The sequence below is a fragment of the Candidatus Methylomirabilota bacterium genome, assembly GCA_035764725.1.
Classification (GTDB): Bacteria; Methylomirabilota; Methylomirabilia; order Rokubacteriales; family CSP1-6; genus DASRWT01.
On sequence record DASTYT010000095.1, the window covers coordinates 39,813 to 56,262 of the forward strand.

The 16,450-nt window shown below is 70.4% G+C and carries 19 protein-coding genes; 13 read left to right on the forward strand and 6 right to left on the reverse strand.

Going from position 1 to position 16,450, the window contains the following annotated elements; translation table 11 throughout:
- Positions 1-3: 3 nt before the first annotated feature.
- From VFX14_14910 to VFX14_14935, 6 genes are read right to left on the reverse strand one after another with little or no spacing between them, the layout of a single operon-like run.
- Entirely contained in the window at positions 4-1,539 is a 1,536-nt protein-coding gene (locus tag VFX14_14910; GenBank protein ID HEU5190973.1) for a PfkB family carbohydrate kinase, read from the reverse strand.
- Positions 1,536-2,528, reverse strand: coding sequence for an SDR family oxidoreductase (locus tag VFX14_14915; GenBank protein ID HEU5190974.1), 993 nt, complete (start codon positions 2,526-2,528; stop codon positions 1,536-1,538). Before VFX14_14915 ends, VFX14_14910 begins: the two co-directional genes overlap by 4 nt.
- A gap of 3 nt (positions 2,529-2,531) precedes the next feature.
- Positions 2,532-3,539, reverse strand: coding sequence for an SDR family oxidoreductase (locus VFX14_14920; protein ID HEU5190975.1), 1,008 nt, complete (start codon positions 3,537-3,539; stop codon positions 2,532-2,534).
- A gap of 1 nt (position 3,540) precedes the next feature.
- Positions 3,541-4,266, reverse strand: a complete 726-nt coding sequence (locus VFX14_14925) for a glycosyltransferase family 2 protein (protein HEU5190976.1) — start codon at positions 4,264-4,266, stop codon at positions 3,541-3,543.
- Between the two features lies 1 nt (position 4,267).
- Positions 4,268-5,302 (reverse strand): transketolase C-terminal domain-containing protein, encoded by a 1,035-nt coding sequence (locus tag VFX14_14930; protein ID HEU5190977.1) that lies wholly within the window; start codon positions 5,300-5,302, stop codon positions 4,268-4,270.
- A 9-nt stretch (positions 5,303-5,311) separates the two neighbouring features.
- Positions 5,312-6,274 (reverse strand): thiamine pyrophosphate-dependent dehydrogenase E1 component subunit alpha, encoded by a 963-nt coding sequence (locus VFX14_14935; protein HEU5190978.1) that lies wholly within the window; start codon positions 6,272-6,274, stop codon positions 5,312-5,314.
- Positions 6,275-6,531: 257 nt separating this feature from the next.
- Here VFX14_14935 and VFX14_14940 point away from each other — a divergent pair, with 257 nt between their 5' ends.
- The 13 genes from VFX14_14940 to VFX14_15000 all read left to right on the forward strand — a co-directional run bounded on the left by VFX14_14940 (position 6,532) and on the right by VFX14_15000 (position 16,276).
- Positions 6,532-7,854 carry an aspartate aminotransferase family protein gene (locus VFX14_14940; GenBank protein HEU5190979.1) on the forward strand — a complete coding sequence of 441 codons (1,323 nt, stop codon included), beginning with the start codon at positions 6,532-6,534 and terminating at the stop codon, positions 7,852-7,854.
- 36 nt (positions 7,855-7,890) lie between these two features.
- A complete protein-coding gene (locus tag VFX14_14945) occupies positions 7,891-8,280 on the forward strand; it encodes a cupin domain-containing protein (GenBank protein HEU5190980.1) in 390 nt (129 codons plus the stop codon).
- Positions 8,273-8,629 (forward strand): hypothetical protein, encoded by a 357-nt coding sequence (locus tag VFX14_14950; protein HEU5190981.1) that lies wholly within the window; start codon positions 8,273-8,275, stop codon positions 8,627-8,629. Before VFX14_14945 ends, VFX14_14950 begins: the two co-directional genes overlap by 8 nt.
- Positions 8,630-8,632: 3 nt before the next feature.
- On the forward strand, positions 8,633-9,475 hold the full coding sequence (locus tag VFX14_14955; protein ID HEU5190982.1) for a hypothetical protein: 843 nt from the start codon (positions 8,633-8,635) through the stop codon (positions 9,473-9,475).
- 37 nt (positions 9,476-9,512) lie between these two features.
- A complete protein-coding gene (locus VFX14_14960; GenBank protein HEU5190983.1) occupies positions 9,513-10,064 on the forward strand; it encodes a hypothetical protein in 552 nt (183 codons plus the stop codon).
- A 10-nt stretch (positions 10,065-10,074) separates the two neighbouring features.
- Positions 10,075-12,354 carry an adenylate/guanylate cyclase domain-containing protein gene (locus VFX14_14965; protein ID HEU5190984.1) on the forward strand — a complete coding sequence of 760 codons (2,280 nt, stop codon included), beginning with the start codon at positions 10,075-10,077 and terminating at the stop codon, positions 12,352-12,354.
- 90 nt (positions 12,355-12,444) lie between these two features.
- Positions 12,445-13,086: a GntR family transcriptional regulator gene (locus VFX14_14970; GenBank protein HEU5190985.1), complete on the forward strand. Its 642-nt coding sequence runs from the start codon at positions 12,445-12,447 to the stop codon at positions 13,084-13,086.
- Between the two features lie 16 nt (positions 13,087-13,102).
- Positions 13,103-13,786 (forward strand): iron-containing redox enzyme family protein, encoded by a 684-nt coding sequence (locus tag VFX14_14975; protein ID HEU5190986.1) that lies wholly within the window; start codon positions 13,103-13,105, stop codon positions 13,784-13,786.
- Positions 13,787-13,788: 2 nt separating this feature from the next.
- Complete coding sequence (locus VFX14_14980; protein HEU5190987.1) at positions 13,789-14,097, forward strand: Rieske (2Fe-2S) protein; 309 nt, start codon at positions 13,789-13,791, stop codon at positions 14,095-14,097.
- The gene (locus VFX14_14985; protein HEU5190988.1) at positions 14,094-14,543 is read left to right on the forward strand and encodes a heme-binding protein; all 450 of its coding nucleotides are present in this window, start codon (positions 14,094-14,096) and stop codon (positions 14,541-14,543) included. The genes VFX14_14980 and VFX14_14985 overlap by 4 nt, the downstream gene beginning before the upstream one ends.
- Positions 14,544-14,591: 48 nt before the next feature.
- Positions 14,592-15,017, forward strand: coding sequence for a hypothetical protein (locus VFX14_14990; protein ID HEU5190989.1), 426 nt, complete (start codon positions 14,592-14,594; stop codon positions 15,015-15,017).
- Between the two features lie 39 nt (positions 15,018-15,056).
- A complete protein-coding gene (locus VFX14_14995; GenBank protein ID HEU5190990.1) occupies positions 15,057-15,848 on the forward strand; it encodes a tetratricopeptide repeat protein in 792 nt (263 codons plus the stop codon).
- Positions 15,845-16,276 carry a roadblock/LC7 domain-containing protein gene (locus VFX14_15000; GenBank protein ID HEU5190991.1) on the forward strand — a complete coding sequence of 144 codons (432 nt, stop codon included), beginning with the start codon at positions 15,845-15,847 and terminating at the stop codon, positions 16,274-16,276. Before VFX14_14995 ends, VFX14_15000 begins: the two co-directional genes overlap by 4 nt.
- Positions 16,277-16,450 lie beyond the last annotated feature (174 nt).

Below are 16,450 nucleotides of genomic sequence, written 5' to 3' on the forward strand. Positions count from 1 at the left end.
GCCTTACTCGAAGTGCGCCCGCTTCTCGAGCCGCGTGATCTTCTCGTCCACCTCGGCCGGAGCCACCGGGCGGTTGCCCTGGTACTCGCAGGCGATCGCCGCCGCGACGGAGCCCAGGATGGAGGCGACCACGATGTCGCCGGTGCGCGCAAGCCCCAGCGACGCGTAGGCGAGGAGGGCGTCGCCCGCGCCCACCGGGTCCACGAGGGTGTCCACCACGCTGTCCACCGTGAAGAACTCGCGGGGCATGTGGCCGGGCGTGCGATAGCCGAGGATGCCGCGCTCGCCGAGCTTCAGGATCAGGTGCTTGCAGCGCGCGAGCCGGAAGAGCTGCAGCGCCAGGGGCCGCACCACCGAGTCCTGGTCGCCGAGCGCGAAGCGGGCCTCCCGCTCGTTGGGCGTGACCAGGTCGAAGTCGGTGAACTCGAGGATGTTACCCCACCGGTTCGAGACCTGGCTGTCCGCGATCTTCAGCGCTCCGTCGGGGATGCGCTCGCGGAGGAGCCGGATATTCTTGCGGTTGAAGATTCCGTGGCGGAAGTCGCTGAAGATCACCACGTCGGGCGCGCTCGCCCCGAGCGACTCGCCCAGGGCGCGCAGCGCGCGGTCCGAGACGGTGCGGTTGTCCACCCGGTCCACCTGCAGCATCTTGTAGCCGTCGGCGATCAACCGCTCCTTCTGCGTGGTGGGGCGGGTCCGGTCGATGTACGCGTGCACGGTGACCCCCGCCGCTTCCAGGTCCTTCAGCACGAAGTCTTTCACCGCGTCGTTGCCGAGCACGGTGGAGAAGCTCACGTCGGCGCCCGCCGCCTTCACGTGCTTGGCCACCACCGCCGCCCCGCCCGCGAACACGTCCGTCTTCTCGTGCTTGACGCTGAAGGTGGGCGACTTCGCGGTCGCGCCCAGGAGTGAGCAATGGCTGTAGCTGTCGACGATGGTGTCGCCCACCACGTGGACGCGCACACCCCGGAAGAGGCCGAGCGCCTGGCGCAGGCGGTCGAAGCCGAAGCCCTCCGACTCCATCAGGGCAAGGAGCTTCTCCACCCCCAGCTTGGGCGGCGCGGATTCGATGAGGCGGGAGGACGAGTACACGATGTCGCCGGGGGTGAACACGATCTCCCCGCCGTAGCTCTCGAGGGTGTCGATCTCCTCTTGCGTCTTCGGCGGCACCCCCTCCGAGAAGTACTCGTAGCCCTTGGCGAAGTAGTCGGGCTGTAGATACTTGATGTGCTCGATGGGCGTGGGATGCGGGTCGATGATGACGAAGTCCACCATCTCCAGGGCGGCGAGGTTGGCGGCGCGGAGGTCCTGCGGCACGTAGGGCCGGAAGTCGGCCTTGGTGGCGTGCGTGTCGGCGGTGAGGCTCGCGATGAGGAGGTCGGCCTTCTCCTTGGCGTACATGAGGTGCCGGAGATGGCCTGGGTGCACGATGTCGAACATGCCGTGGCACATGATCACGGTCTTCGCCCGCGGGCGCGGGCCGATGACGCGGGCCAGCTCCTCGAGCGTCTTGATCTTCGCGCGGTAGTCGGGCTTCATCGCGCGAGATGCTGGAACCAGACGCGCGTGGCCGCCTCGATGGTGTCGGGCGTCCACAGCGGCGCGGTCCGCCAGTCCTCGATGTGCCGGAGCATGGAGGCCACCCCCTGCGCGAAGGACACCGTGGGCGTCCAGCCCAGGTGCCGCTGGATCTTCGTCACGTCGGCCCAGGTGCACTCGGGCTCACCGGGGCGCTTGGGTACGTACACCACGTCGCCCCCCATGAGACGCACCAGGTCGTTGATGGTCGGCGGCTGCCCACCACCGCCCAGATTGTAGACCTCGCCGGTGCGGTCGGATTCCGCGGCGAGCAGGTACGCGCGCGCCACATCCGTCACGTAGACGAAGTCGCGCCGCTGGGTCCCGTCGCCGACCACCGTGAACGGCTTGCCGTGGAGCTTCTGAGCGAGGAACACCCCGAACACCGCGCCATAGGCGCCGGTCGTCTTGACCCTTGGCCCATACACGTTGAACATCCGTAGGGAAATCACCGGCAGCCCGTACACCTGGCCCCAGTGCAGCGCGGTGCGCTCGCCGAGATACTTGCTGAGCGCATAGGGATACTCGGGCCGGATGGGCGCCGACTCCGTCGTGGGCAGCTCGCCGGCGAGCCCGTAGCACGAGGACGAGGCCGCGTACACCAGCTTCTTCACGCGGGCGTGGCGCGCCGCCTCCAGCACCGCGAGGGTGCCGTTGACGTTGGTCTTCATGTACTTCACGGGGTCCTCGATGGAGGGCACGATCTCGCCGATGCCGCCGAAGTGGAAGACGTAGTCCGCGCCGCGAAAGAGGACGGACGCCGGCGCCAGCTCGCACATGTCCTGCTCGTGGAACTCGAAGCGCGGGTTGGCGCTGTGCTGCGCGAGGTTCTCCTTCCGGCCTCCCGCGAGGTTGTCGATGACCGTCACCTCGAAGCCGCGGTCGAGGAGCAGATCGACCATGTGGCTCCCGATGAACCCCGCTCCTCCGGTGACGACGGCGCGCGGCATCGCTCAGCGCAGCCCCGAGGCCTGGATGGTCTTCACGTTGTAGTACCGGATGTCGTCCTTGGGGTTGGGCACCTTGCCGGCCCGGAAGGCCGCGCAGAGGTCCCGCACCGCGTCCTCGATGGTCCGCTGCGGCGTCCAGCCGAGCTCGCGCTTGATCTTGTCGGACGACACATGGTACGAGCGCAGGTCGTTGCTGGGCGAGGTCTCGACCTTGATGGGCTTGAGCTCCGGCATCTCCCGCTCGACGATCTGGCGCACGAGCTCCCCGAGCTGGGCCACCGTGTGGTTCTGGTACGCGGCGTTGAAGGTCTTGCCCGCGATCATCTCCGCGGGCATCGTCAAGAGCTCCACGTAGAGGTCCGAGATGTCCTCGATGTGGATGTTCGGCCGCTTCTGCGTCCCGCCGAAGATGGTGATGCGCCGCTGGGTCACCGCGAGGCTGGTGAGGATGTTCACGGTGAGGTCCAGGCGCAACCGGGGCGAGTAGCCGCACACGGTGGCGGGTCGGATGATCACGGTGGTGAAGTCGTCCGACTGGTAGCGGAGCAGGATCGGCTCGCACATGCCCTTGTACTTGTTGTAGTCGGTGAGCGGGACGAGCGGATGCTCCTCGGTGACGTCGGGCGCGTCGCTCACCCCGTACACGCTCGAGGTCGAGGCGTAGACGAAACGGCGCACCCCCGCCCCCTTCGCCGCCGCCACCAGGGGCTCGAAGCAGTCGTAGTTGATGGACCGGCTGAGCGTGGGGTTCAGCTCGAAGCTCGGGTCGTTGGAGATGCACGCAAGGTGGAGCACCATGTCGACCCCATGCAGGCTCCGTCCGACCGCGGTCGCGTCTCGCAGGTCCCCTTTCACGAGCTCCAGCTTCGGGTGTTTCGGCAGCACGTCCTCGCCGAAGAGGAAGAGATCGATCACCCGCACCCGGTAGCCTTCCCGCAGCAGCTTCGGCACCAGCACGGCGCCGACGTAGCCGCCGCCGCCCGTCACCAGGACCGTCTTGTCGGTCGCCATGTCACGCTCTCCGCGCCACGGTGTCCCGCTTCACGTAGATCGCCCACCACACCCGGGCGATCGCCCGCAGCGCCTTCAGGATGTTCTTGAACGAGACCGCCTTGGAGCGCCCGGAGGTCCGCTCCACGTGGGTCAGGCCGACCTCCACGCAGGAGTACCCGGCGTGGAGGGCGTGGATGAGCATCTGCGTGAGGAAGTAGAAGCCTCCCTCGGTCTTCGGGAGCGCGCGCGCGAGGGCGACGGGGTAGATGCACGGGCCCTGGTAGTAGTGCATCGAGAAGCCGAACAGCACGTTGACCAGGGTGGTGGACGCCCACGTGAGGAACCGGCGATGGAGCTGCCGCGCCCGCGGGTTCTGGTGATAGGGCGCCACGATGTCCGCGCGGCACACCGCAGCGAGGATGCTCCGCACCGACTCGCGCGCGATCTCGCCGTCGCCGGCGAGGAAGCTGAAGTGGTCGAGCTTGGCCTCGTCGAGTGCGCGCTCGTAGGCGGCGGCGATGCCCATGTTGCGCGGCTGATGGAGCGCGCGCACGCGCGGGTTCTCGTGGGCGAGGCGATCGGCCAGCTCGCGGGTGCCGTCGGTGCTTCCGTCGTTGACCACGAGGATCTCGTACTCGGCGAGCACCCCGTCCGCCGCCCACACGATGTCCGCCACCGCGCCCTCGAGGTTCTTCACCTCGTTGAAGGCGGGCAGGAACACGGACACGCGGCGGACCGGCTCCATCTCAGTAGGGTCCCGCGAAGGTGGCCTGCACGTCCGCCACGCCCTTGGCGGTGGCCCCGCCCGCCTTGAGCACGTCGAGGCAGGCGCGCGCGATCGTCAGGGGGTTCGGGTGGAACGCGTCCTCGAGGGGCTTGGAGACGGGTGCCGGGCAATCGGGCGGCGTCACCCGGCGCACCGGCGCCTTGAGGGACGCGAAGCCCGTCTCGGCCGCAATCGCCGCCACCTCGGCGGACACGCCGCAGAAGGCCCAGCTGGTGTCGGCGACGACCAGACGTCCGGTCTTCCGAAGCGAGCGGAGGACGATCTCCTCGTCGAGCGGCCGCACGCTGCGGAGGTCGATCACCTCGGCATCCACGCCCTGTTCGGCGAGGAGCTTGGCGGCGCGGAGCGCCTCGTAGGCCATCAGCGAGACGCCGACGATCGTGATGTCCTTCCCCGGCCGCGTCACCGCGCCCTTCCCGAACGGGACCGCCTCGAGCCCCTCCGGCACCTCACCCTCCAGCTCGTAGAGCGCGCGGTTCTCCAGCAGCACCACCGGCGCGCGGCCCTGGAGCGCGCTCACCAGCAGGCCCTTGGCGTCGGCGGGCGAGGCGGGCAGGCCCACGTGGAGGCCGGGGAAATGCGCGAACATCGCCTGCAGGCTCTGCGAGTGCGTGGCCCCCTGGCCCCAGCCGCGCCCCACGATGCCGCGCAGCACGATGGGCACTCCGGTGCCGTTGGCGAACATGTAGCGCCACTTCGCGGCGAGGTTCGCGAGCTGATCCATGCACAGGAACATGAAGTCGTTCCGTGGGTGCACGATCAGGGGCCGCTTGCCGACCGCGGCGGCCCCGATGGCGATGCCGGTCATCGCGTTCTCGCCGTTGGGGATGTCGAAGACGCGCGCGTCGCCGAAGCGCCGGTGCGCCTCGAGCGTGGTGCCGAAGATGCCCTTGAAATCGTCGACGCCGATGCCCGCCACGAAGATGCTGGGGTCGGCCTCCATGCACTGCACGGTGGCCTCGCTGATCGCCTGCCCGTAGGTGAGTCGCCGCATGCCCGGTCTCTAGTAGGTCCCGAGGGTGAGGTCTTCCACGGCGGGAAACGGCGCGGCCTTGGCCGCGGCCACCGCCCGGTTCACCGCGTCCTGGCTCTCGCGGGTCATCGCGTCCACGTCCGCCTGGGTGCAGACGCCCTCGGCGATGAGCCGTCGCGTCGCCGCCTGGATGGGGCAGCGGGCGATCCATGCGTCCACCTCGGCCTTGCTGCGATAGCCCTTGTCGTAGTCCCACAGCGGGCCCACGTGCTCGCGCCAGCGATAGGTCGCGCACTCGAGGAAGGCAGGGCCCGCCCCGCTCCGGCACCGCGCCACCGCCGCGCGAGCCGCCTCGTACACCGCGAACACGTCGTTGCCCTCCACCGACTGGGACGGCATGCCATACCCAGCGGCGCGCGCGTGGATGGCCACGCTCGCGGGCTGGCGCACGTCGAGGCGCGTGTGCGTGGAGTAGCCGTTGTTCTCGCACACGAAGAGCACGGGCACCTTCTTGACCACCGCGAAGTTCAGCGTCTCGTGGAAGATGCCCTCCTCCACCGTGCCGTCGCCGAAGAAGCACACCGCCACGCGGGGGAGCCGGTCCATGGCGAACGCCAGCGCGGTGCCGACGGCCACGGCCATGGTCTGGCCGAGGATCGCGGACGAGGCGAGCACCCCCGCCTCGGGATCGGAGAGGTGCACGGAGCCACCGCGGCCGCGCGCGCAGCCCGTCTCCTTGCCGTAGAGCTCGGCCACCATGGCGTCGAGGCTGCCGCCCTTGGCGAGATAGTGGGCGTGGCAGCGATGCCCGCTGTAGATCGCGTCCGTCTGCTGGAGCGCGGCGCATACGCCCACCGCGACCGCCTCCTGGCCGATGGAGAAGTGGGTCGGCGTCCGCATCTCCTGGGCGGGATAGAGGTCGGCCAGCGTCTCCTCCGCCCGCCGGATGCGGATCATGTCGCGCAGCAACCGGCGTCGCAGCTCGGTCGTCATCGTTTTCTCGCTCGCCCCCCGACCCGACGGGATACCCCAGGTCAGCCACGCGGCGTCAACCGGATGGCACTCTTGGTCACCGAAGCCCAAGGTCTCGATGGCCAAGAAGTCTAAAGCATCGCTAGTTTAGCACTCACTGCCCCTTGGGGCAGCAAACCACGGCACTCCCTGGGAGCAGGAGCCATGCCACCCCCCGGCTCGACAGGGGCCCTCTCTTCGTGCAGAGTCTCCCCTACCGCTACCCCAAGGAGGCATCCGTGAGCCAGTCCTCGGTCTTCCGCCGTCATTCCAGCGCCCCCCACCCCGAGATCATCCGCGGCGAAGGGGTGTACCTCTACGACTCCGAGGGGCGCCGCTACATCGACGCCTCGGGCGGGGCGCTGGTGGTCTCCGTCGGGCACGGCGTCGCCGAGATCGCCGACGCCGCCCGGGAGCAGACCGGCCGGCTGGCCTACGTGCACGGGTCCGAGTTCACTTCCCCGACCGTCGAGGCCCTCGCCCGGGAGATGGCCCGGCGCGCGCCCATGGACGACGCGCGGCTCTTCCTGGTCTCGGGTGGCAGCGAGGCCACCGAGACCGCGATCAAGCTCGCGCGGGCCGTGCACGTCGCGCGCGGCGATCGCGGGCGCTACAAGGTGATCTTCCGCTGGCCGTCGTATCACGGCGCTTCGCTGGGGGCCCTTGCGGTGTCGGGCCGACCCATCATGCGCGGGCCCTTCGCGCCCATGCTCCCGTCCCATCCGCACGTGCCGGCGCCCTACCCCTATCGCTGCACGCTCAAGGGCTGCGGCGAGCAGTGCTCGCTCGCCTGCGCGGAAGAACTGGACGCCACCATACGGCGTGAAGGTCCCGGCACCGTGGCGGCCTTCATCGCCGAGCCGGTGGTCGGCGCATCCGCGGGCGGCGTGGTGCCCCCGCCGGGCTATTACCAGACGGTGCGCGAGATCTGCGATCGGCACGGCGTGCTCTTCATCGCCGACGAGGTGATGAGCGGCGTCGGTCGCACCGGCCGCTGGTTTGGCATCGAGCACTGGCCCGGCGTCTCGCCCGACATCATCACCTGCGGTAAGGGCGTGACCAGCGGTTACATTCCCGGCGGCGCGGTGCTCGCCCGCGGCCGACTCGCCGACGAGGTGAACGGCCGCGGCGCGTTTCCCCACGGCTTCACCTACAGCCACCACCCGGTCGTCGCCGCGGTGGGGCTGGCCGTGCTGCGCTACGTGGAGCGTCATGGCCTGGTGGCCAAGGCGGAAGCGGCAGGCGCGCACCTCATGAAGCGGCTCGGAGGGCTCCTGGACCTGCCCGCGGTGGGCGAGGTGCGGGGACTCGGCCTCTTGACCGCGGTGGAGATCGTGGCCGACCGCAAGACCCGCGCGTCGTACCCGAGCAGCGAGGCCACCGCCGAGCGCATCCAGGCGGAGGCGATGCGGCGCGGCGTGGTCGTTTACGCGTCGGGCGGCCAGGATCAGGGCGCGGGCGACCTCCTGCTCGTCGGTCCGCCCTTCATGGTTACCAACGATCAGATCGACGAAACGGTCTCCACCCTGGGCGACGCCATCGCGGCGGTGACGCGCGCGTAGCCGGCTCGCGTAGGATACTGGGAGGAAGGGAACGCGATGGACGAGACGGCGGCGCCGATCATCACGGGCGTGGCGAAGGTGTTCGATCTGCACGCGCTGAAGGACTTCGCGCCCGACAAGCGCGTGCGCAAGATGCTGTTCAAGACCGATCAGCTCTGGTCCGAGATCGCCTGCTACGAGCCCGGGCAGTCCACGGTGATGCATCAGCACCCCCGGGAGGAGGAGGCGATCTTCGTCCTCGAGGGCACCGCGCACATGTCCATCGGCGGGGACGAGGTCGTGGTGCCCGCCGGCGCCATCGTGCAGTTTCCCAACGCCGTGCTCCACGACGTGCGCAATCCGGGGCCCGGCCGGTGCGTGATCATGTTCGTGAAGGTCAATCCCAAGGTCCTGAAGGCGAGCGCGGAGGAGGCGGCGCATGGGTAGCGTGGATCGCTGCGACAAGACCCTGCCCCTGAACGAGATGATGTACCACGTGCGGCGCGACCCCGTGCTTCGGAAGCGCTGGCAGACCGATCTCGCCGGGCTAGCGCACGAGTTCGGGCTGGGCGCCGCGGAATACGAGGCCCTGCGGGACAAGGACGTGCGCCGCCTGCACGAGATCGGCGTGCACCAGTACTACGTGCCCCAGATCCTCCGGCTCTTCTTCGGAGCGTCCGCCAACAGCAATGCCCATCCCGCCCTCGAGGCGTACAAACGGGCGTACCCCGAGGAGAGCGCCCGCGCCGCCGAGCTCCAGGCGCGGCTCGCCGCCCGCGCGGCGCGGGGGGCCTGAGCCATGGCCGAGATCGTCGCCGCGATGGCCCTCACGCACTCGCCCGGCCTCACCGGCTGGTTCGACGCCGCCCCCGCCGACCAGCAAGAACTGGCGCTGCGCACGCTCGGGGAGATGCGCACGCGGCTCGAAGCCGCGCGGCCCGACGTGCTCCTCATGTTCAGCAACGACCATCTCCTCAACTGGCCCATCAACAACACGCCGGAGTACACGGTGGGCATCGCGGATCGCCACCTGGGACCCGCGGACTGGTACGACGAGTGGCTCGCGCTGGACAAGTACGAGGTGCCCGGCCATCCCGCGCTGGCGCGCCACCTCGTGAACGCGGCGGCGCGGCAGCGCCTCGCCCTCGCCTATCTCCGCGACATGCAGTTCGACGACGGGATCTCGGTGCCCCTGCACTATCTGAACCCCAGCATGCGCATCCCCATCGTGCCCATCACCATGAACTGCACGGTGCCGCCCATCCCGACGCCGGCGCGGGCCTACGAGGTGGGCGCCGTGTTCCGCGAGCTCGTGCGCGCGTTCCCCGGCCGCGAGCGCGTGGCCGTCATCGCCACCGGCGGGCTCTCGCACGAGCCGGGCGGGCCGCGCTACTTCTGGGTGGACGAGGAATTCGACCTCTGGTTCCTCGAGCTCCTTAAGCGCGGGGATCACGCCGCGCTCCTGCGCGAGTGCACCCTCGAGCGCATGGAAGCGGCGGGGTCGGGCGGCACCGCGGAACTGCTCGCGTGGATCCTCGTCCTCGCGTTCACCACCGGCCCCGCGGAGGTGCTCGCCTACATGCCGGCGATCGCCTGGCGCTCGGGCACCGGGATGGTCGTTTGGAACCAGATGGCCGCCTAGCGCCGGCCCCGATCAGGGCTTCAGAAAGAGGTCCCCGATGGCCTTCTTCGATCTTCCCAGTGAGGAGAGCATCCCTCCCGAGGCGCGCCGCTGGCTGGAGGAGCTCAAGCGCTTGCGGGGCATTGCGGAGATACCCGCCAGTCGGCTGGCGTACGTGTCCACGCCCTGGATCCTCGAGGCTCAGGTGACCGCCGAGACGCACTTGTTCAACCAGCGCTCCGGACGCTCGAAGTTCTCCTGGGAGGCCCGGATGTTCGCATTCATGCTGGTCGCCCACGCCCGGCGGTGCACCGGGTGCTTCGGCTCCTCGCGCCGAGGCCTGCTCGCCCTCGGCTTCGACGAGGCTGCGCTCGACGGCATCTGTGCCAACCCGGTCGGCCTGCCGCTCCCCGAACGGGACCAGCTCTTCGTGCGGTACGTGCTGCACTTCGCGCTCGACGCGCAGGGCGTTGCGCCCAAGGACTTTCGTGAGATGGGGGCCCAGGGCCTCTCGCCCGACGACGTCCGCGAGATGATCGGCTTCGCCGCGTTCTGCATGTTCAACACGATCTTCACGACCCTGGCGAACACCGCGCTGCGCGACGAGTGATCTCTCCGGCGTGAGCTGTCCCGCGTGCGGCCAGGACCTCCTTCCGGGGGCCCGCTTCTGTGATGGTTGCGGCGCCGCCGTCGAGGCGCGGTGCCCGGCCTGCGGCAAGGGCCAGCGCCCGCACGCGAGGTTCTGCGACGCCTGCGGCACGCCCCTCGGTGGCGCCTTGACCTCCCCGGCCACCGGCGTCCCCCCGGCCGTCGAGCGCACCACGGTCTCCTACACGCCGCGCCACCTCGCCGAGCGCATCCTGACCGAGGGGCGCGCGCACCGCGGCGAGCGCAAGGAAGTGACTGTGCTCTTCGTGGACGTGCAGGGCTCGACGGAGCTGGCCGGGGGGCTCGATCCCGAGGAGTTCCACGCAGTCATGGACGACGCGTTCAAGATCATGCTCGACGCCGTCCATCGCTGGGAGGGCACCGTCAATCAGTTCACCGGCGATGGGATCATGGCGCTGTTCGGCGCGCCCATCGCCCACGAGGACCATGCCCAGCGGGCTTGCCACGCGGCGCTGGAGATCCGGCGCGGCTTCGTGGAGCACACGGCACGCCTGCGACGCGACCGGGGCTTCGGCATCCAGGTCCGGCTTGGCCTGAACAGCGGACCCGTCATCGTCGGCGCGATCGGCGACGACCTCCGGATGGACTACACGGCTCAGGGACTGACCACCAACCTCGCCGCGCGCATGCAGCAGGCCGCCGACCCGGGCTCGATCCTGCTGGCGCCGGCGACGCACCGGTTGGTGGAGGGCTACTTCCGTGTCCGGCGGCTGGGAACCGTCAGCCTGCGCGGCGTGGCCGGGCCCGTCGAAGCGGTCGCGCTCGAGGCCGAGGGCACGGTGGTGTCGCGCCTGCAGGCCTCGCTGCGCCGCGGCGTGTCGCCCTTCCGCGGGCGCGAGGCCGAGCTCGCGGGACTCGCTGAGGCCTGGGAGCGCGCCAGCGGAGGGCGCGGCGAGGCCGTCTGCCTGGTGGGCGAGCCCGGAATCGGCAAGTCCCGGCTCGCCTACGAGCTCCGGGACCACGTCGGCCTGCCCGAGCCGGCGGAGGGCGCGGCCCAGGCATATGCTCGGGGAGCCGCCTACTTTGCCTTTCGCCCGCTCCTGCGGCAGCTGGCCGCTGTTGCGCCGGACGACGATCTCGCGACCGCGCGCGAGACGCTGCACCGTCGCCTCTGGGATCTGTCGCCGGAGCTGGCGTCGTTCGTACCGGACGTCCTGCCGATGCTTGGCACGTCTTGTGGGACCCTCGTCCCGCTCAGGGACGCGCCAGCCGACGGACGCCGTGACCGCGTGCAGGACGCGGTGCTGGCGTGGGTGGCCGCTGAGTGCCGGCGCACGCCGCGCATGCTGCTGATCGAGGACGTCCAGTGGCTCGACCCATCCTCCGAGGACATGTGCCGCCGGCTTGCCACCGCCGCCCACGAGCTCCCGCTGCTCCTGCTGATGACGTCGCGACTGCCCGTCGGCGGCACCCAGCTCGAGCTGGCCGGCGTGCGCGAGGTCCGACTCCAGTCACTGGGTGCGGCGGACATCGAGGCGCTCCTGGACGCGCAGCTCGATCCCTTCCCCGCCCGCGAGACCCTGCGCCGGGCCGTGACCGAGCGCGCGGAGGGCAATCCCTTCTACGCGGAGGAGATGATCCGGACGCTCCGGGAGCGCGGCGATCTGAGGTTGACCGACGGCGCCTACGATCTCGACGCAGAGGCCGCCGCCGTCGTTCCTCCCACCCTGCACGCCCTGATCGCGGGGCGCATCGATCGACTGCCTCCGTCCGCGCGCGAGCTGATCGCGGACGCCGCCGTACTCGGCAAGCGGTTCTCGCTGGCCCATCTCCGGGCGCTGACGCCGGGCGAGCGGTTCGATGAGGACCTGGCGCAGGTCGAGCGGCGCGGGCTCCTCGACCGCGACACCGGGAGTGGCATCGCCGCGATCCGCTTCCATCACATCCTTACCCAGGAGGTCGCCTACGGCACGCTGCTCCAGGCCGACCGCCGGGCCCGCCACCGCCGCGCCGCCGAGATGTTCGAGTCGCTCTACCGGGGCCGGACCGAGGAGGTCTGCGATCAGCTCGCTCATCACTGGGTCCGGAGCGACGGGTCGGTGGCCGCCTTGCCCTATCTGACGATCGCCGCCGATGGCGCCGTGGCGATGGGCGCCAACCTCGAGGCCATCACGCATCTGCAAACCGCGCTGGAGCTGGCAACGGTCCACACGGGCGCCGTCACCCCGCCCCAGCGTGACGCCCTCCGCCTCAAGCTGGCCGGCCTGCACTTCATCGTCGGCGAGCGCTGACCCTCCAGGTACGGGGGGTGTCCACGAAAGTGGGCGAGTCTCTTGACTTGTATACATGCTGTCGCTTAAGGTCGCCCCACCATGGCAGCGGTGAAGCCCCGAGCGTATCTGGCGGACTCGGTGTACACGGCGCTGCGGCAGGCGCTCGTCGCGGGGGAGTTCGATGCAGGCGAGCCCTTGACCGAGCACGAGCTATCGCGCCGCTTCAAGGTGAGCCGCACGCCCATCCGCGAGGCCCTCGCCAAGCTCGAGCGCGATCACCTGGTCCGGGTCGTCCCTAAGAAGGGCGCCTTCGTCCGCACCGTCTCGCACGACGAGATCCGGGAGCTCTACCAGATCCGCGAGGCCCTGGAGGCGCTCACCGTGCGCCTGGCCGCACCGCGGGTGGACCGGGAAGTCCTCGCCGGCTTCGAGGCCCGGTTCCGCGAGCTGGAGCGCCGCCCCACCCCGCCCCGCTACACCGAGGTCCGTCCGCTCGGCGACGAGTTCCACGCCTTCCTGGTCAAGCAGGCGGGCAATGACAAGCTCGCCGCCATGCTCGACCAGATCCGCGGCCAGCTCCGCTCGGTGTGGACGATGTCAATCCTCGGCCCCCGCCGCCTGACCGGGCTCATCCACGAGCACCTCGCCCTGATCCGTGCGCTCCAGGCGGATGACGTCCGCCGCGCCGAGCGCCTCATGACCGCGCATGTCCGCCGGGTTCGCGATACCATCTTCCGACTGCTGGACTGAAGCGAAGGAGAGCGCCATGACCACCGCCACCCCCTTCCGCACGAGGCTCGAGAGCGCCGTCAACGCCCGCCACAGCCGCATGAACCCGTTCACCGAGAAATGGGTCAACGGCGAGCTGACGCGCGCCCAACTGGCCTCCTGGGTCTGCCAGCACTACCAGTACGTCTCGCAGTTCCCGCGCTGGTGCGCCACCATCTATGGCAACTGTCCCGACGCCGACGCGCGCGACTTCCTGCTCGAGAACATCATCGAGGAGGAGTCGGGCACCAAGCACGTCGACCTCCTGATCCGCTTCGGCGAGGCCTGCGGCGTGAGCCGCGCCGAGATCGAGGGGACGCGGCAGCTCGCGAGCACGCGTGGGCTCACCGCCTGGTGCTTCGAGACGTCCCGGAAGCCCTTCCACGTCGCGGCGGCGGGACTCCTGGTCGGCCTCGAGTCGCAAGTCCCGGGCATCTACAAGCGGAATCTGCCGCCCCTCACGACGCACTACGGCTTCTCCGACCACGAGGTGGAGTTCTTCGCCATCCATATCGAGGCCGACGAGGTGCACGGCGAGCGCGGTTACCAGATCGTCGAGCAGCATGCCTCCACTCCGGAGCGGCAGACGGAGGCGGCCGAGGCGGTGCGCGAGGCCACCGAGATGCGCTGGCAGTACATGACGGGACTCCATCGCGCCTTCGTCCTCAAGGAGGACGCCTAGGCGTGGCAGAGCGGCGAGTCGCGTCCCTCGCCGAGGTGCCGGCGGGCCGGCCGCTGGCGGTGGAGGTCGAAGGGACGCGGGTCGTCCTGGCGCGCGTGGGCGAGGCGGTGTACGCCTGCGGTGACGTCTGCGCGCACCGCGGCGGGCATCTCAGCGAGGGGAAGCTCTCGGGCCCGCGCTTGGCCTGCCCGCTCCACGGGTGGATCTACGACGTGCGCACCGGCCAGTGCCTCTTCCCAGCTCGCGGCGCGAGTGTCCCGGCCTACCCGGTGCGGGTCGACGGCGACGGCGTCTTCGTGGAGGTCCCATGATCACCGTGAAGCGCCTCACCCTCGAGGACGCCAAGGTCATGCTGGAGGCGGCCGAACGGCGGGCCCACGAGATCGGGGTCACCGAGACGATCTGCGTCTGCGACGATGGGGGCCATCCCATCGCGCTACACCGGATGACGGGCGCCCGGCTCACCGGGGTCGAGATCGCCATCGCCAAGGCCTTCACCGCGGCGGGACACCGCCGGCCCACTCATCGCTTCAACGAGCCCCCCGGCGGGCCCGCGCTACCCGGGAACGAAGCCTTCGGCATCCATGCGATGCACCCCGGCAAGTTCGCGATCTTCGTGGGCGGGTTCCCGGTGGAGGTGGATGGTGAGGTCGTGGGCGGGATCGGGGTGAGCGGGGGCAATGGCGAGCAGGATACCCAGGTGGCCGAGGCCGCCCTGGAGGCCCTGCGGCGGACGCTGGCCGGCCCCCGGCCCTGAGCGCCGGGCCCGCTCAGAATAAGCGCGCATCGCTGCTAGGCTGGAGGCATGGGAGTCCCCATGCGCCGGGGCCTCGTGGCCGGTCTCCTCACGGCGCTGAGCCTCGCGACAGCCGGCCTTGCGTCGGCGCAGTCCCTCGACGGCCCGTCTGCGGAGGCCCTGGCCGCCGTGCTCCGCACGCTTCAGGATCCGGTCGCGCGCGGCCAGGCGCTGGCCAACAATCCCGCCGCCGCGGCCATCGATCAAAACGTGAAAGCCCTCACCGGCTCGGCCGAGCTGGTCGACGAGTTCTACGTGCTGGCGGGCCTCGTCTTCACCGACCTCGTCCAGGGCTCGGGCGGCGATCTCACCCGCATGCGCCAGTCCCTCGCCGACGGCCAGCGCGACCCCGCCGGCTTCGCGGCGTTGCTCTCTCCGCCCACCCTCCAGTATCTGCACGACCTGGCCGGCCGCATCGGCGACCGGAAGCGCTAGGAAATTGGTAAGGGCGAACGCCTCCGCTATCATGGCGCCGTGGGTGTGTTGACCCGCGTCTGGCAGCGAATCCGGCGGCGGCGGCGGACGGCCAGCAGCGTGGAGCTGCTCCAGCGCGCCGAGCGATATCGCCGCGAGGGACGCTTCGAGGACGGCGCCGTGCTTGCGCGCGAGGTGCTCGGCCGCGAGCCCAAGAACGCGCTGGCCTTGCTGCTCGGTGGCTATTTCCACGCCGCGCTCCGCGACAGCCGGGCCGCGCGCGCCGCATTCCGGGCCGTTCTGGCGCTCGATCCCGAGCACCCGCGCGCGATGCTGGCCCTGGCTCGCATCGCCTTCGAGGACGGTGAGGTGGGCCCCGCCAAGCAGCTCCTGGAGAAGGCACTCCGCATCTATCCGGACTTCCCCGAGGCACTGGCCCTGCTGGACGCCACCCGCGCGGTGGCGGGGGAGCCGACGCTCGCGGAGGATTCCGCCGCGTCGGGGACCCTGATGGCGCGCCTCGGCCAGATCCCCCGTCCCGAGGGGACGCGCGAGTGCCTGCTCTTCACGACGGACGGTGGGCTCCTCCTGGCGCATCCCGCGACGGCTACCCGCGCCGCCCTCGCCGTTCATCTCGCGCGCGTCGCGACGCTCGGGAGCGCCACGCTGGCGCGCGCGGGGCTGGGCCCGCTGCGCCGGGCGTCCGTGTCGGCGAATCCCGGCACCACCTTCATCGCCATCGAGGGGCAACATGTCCTCGCGCTCACCCTGCCGCCCGAGACCACCGTGGCCGCCGGTCAGACCCAGACCGCGGACCTCTGGAAGCAGCTCGCCGCCGAGGTCGGGGCATGAGCCCGGAGGCGCGCACGGTGTCCACGACGCCCGAAAGGATCTCTCGCGCGGCCGCCGTGCGGAGCATACTCGGCAACCTGGCGCGGATCCCCGGAGTCCGTGGCGGCCTCCTGATCGCCTCGGACGGATTCGTGATCGCCTCGTCCCTACCCCAGGAGGTCCCACTGGATCCGCTCGCTGCGCTCGCCACCACGCTCGGACGCGAGCTCGAGCTGGGTACGGGCAAGCTGAACCGCGGGATGGTCTCCATCGCCTTCTTCTCGGCGGACGACGGCAGCGTGTTCCTGGGGCCGAGCCCGATGGGCTTCGTGCTGCTCCTCGCCGAGCGTCACGCCGATGTGAGCGCGATGCGGGGGGAGTTCAGGAAGGCGCTCGACACCCTGCAGGCCGCCTGGCGCGCCGGGGATCACACCGGCGGCCGGCTCTAGCCCGGGACCGACCTAGCTGACGGTCACCCGCAGGACTTCCTCGATGGTCGTGGTGCCCTCGAGGACCTTCTGGAGCGCGTTCTGCCGGAGGGTCTTCATGCCAAGGGCCAGCGCCGCCTCGCGGATCTCCGCAGTGGGGGCGTTGCGCAGGATCATCTCCCGGATGTGCTCGTC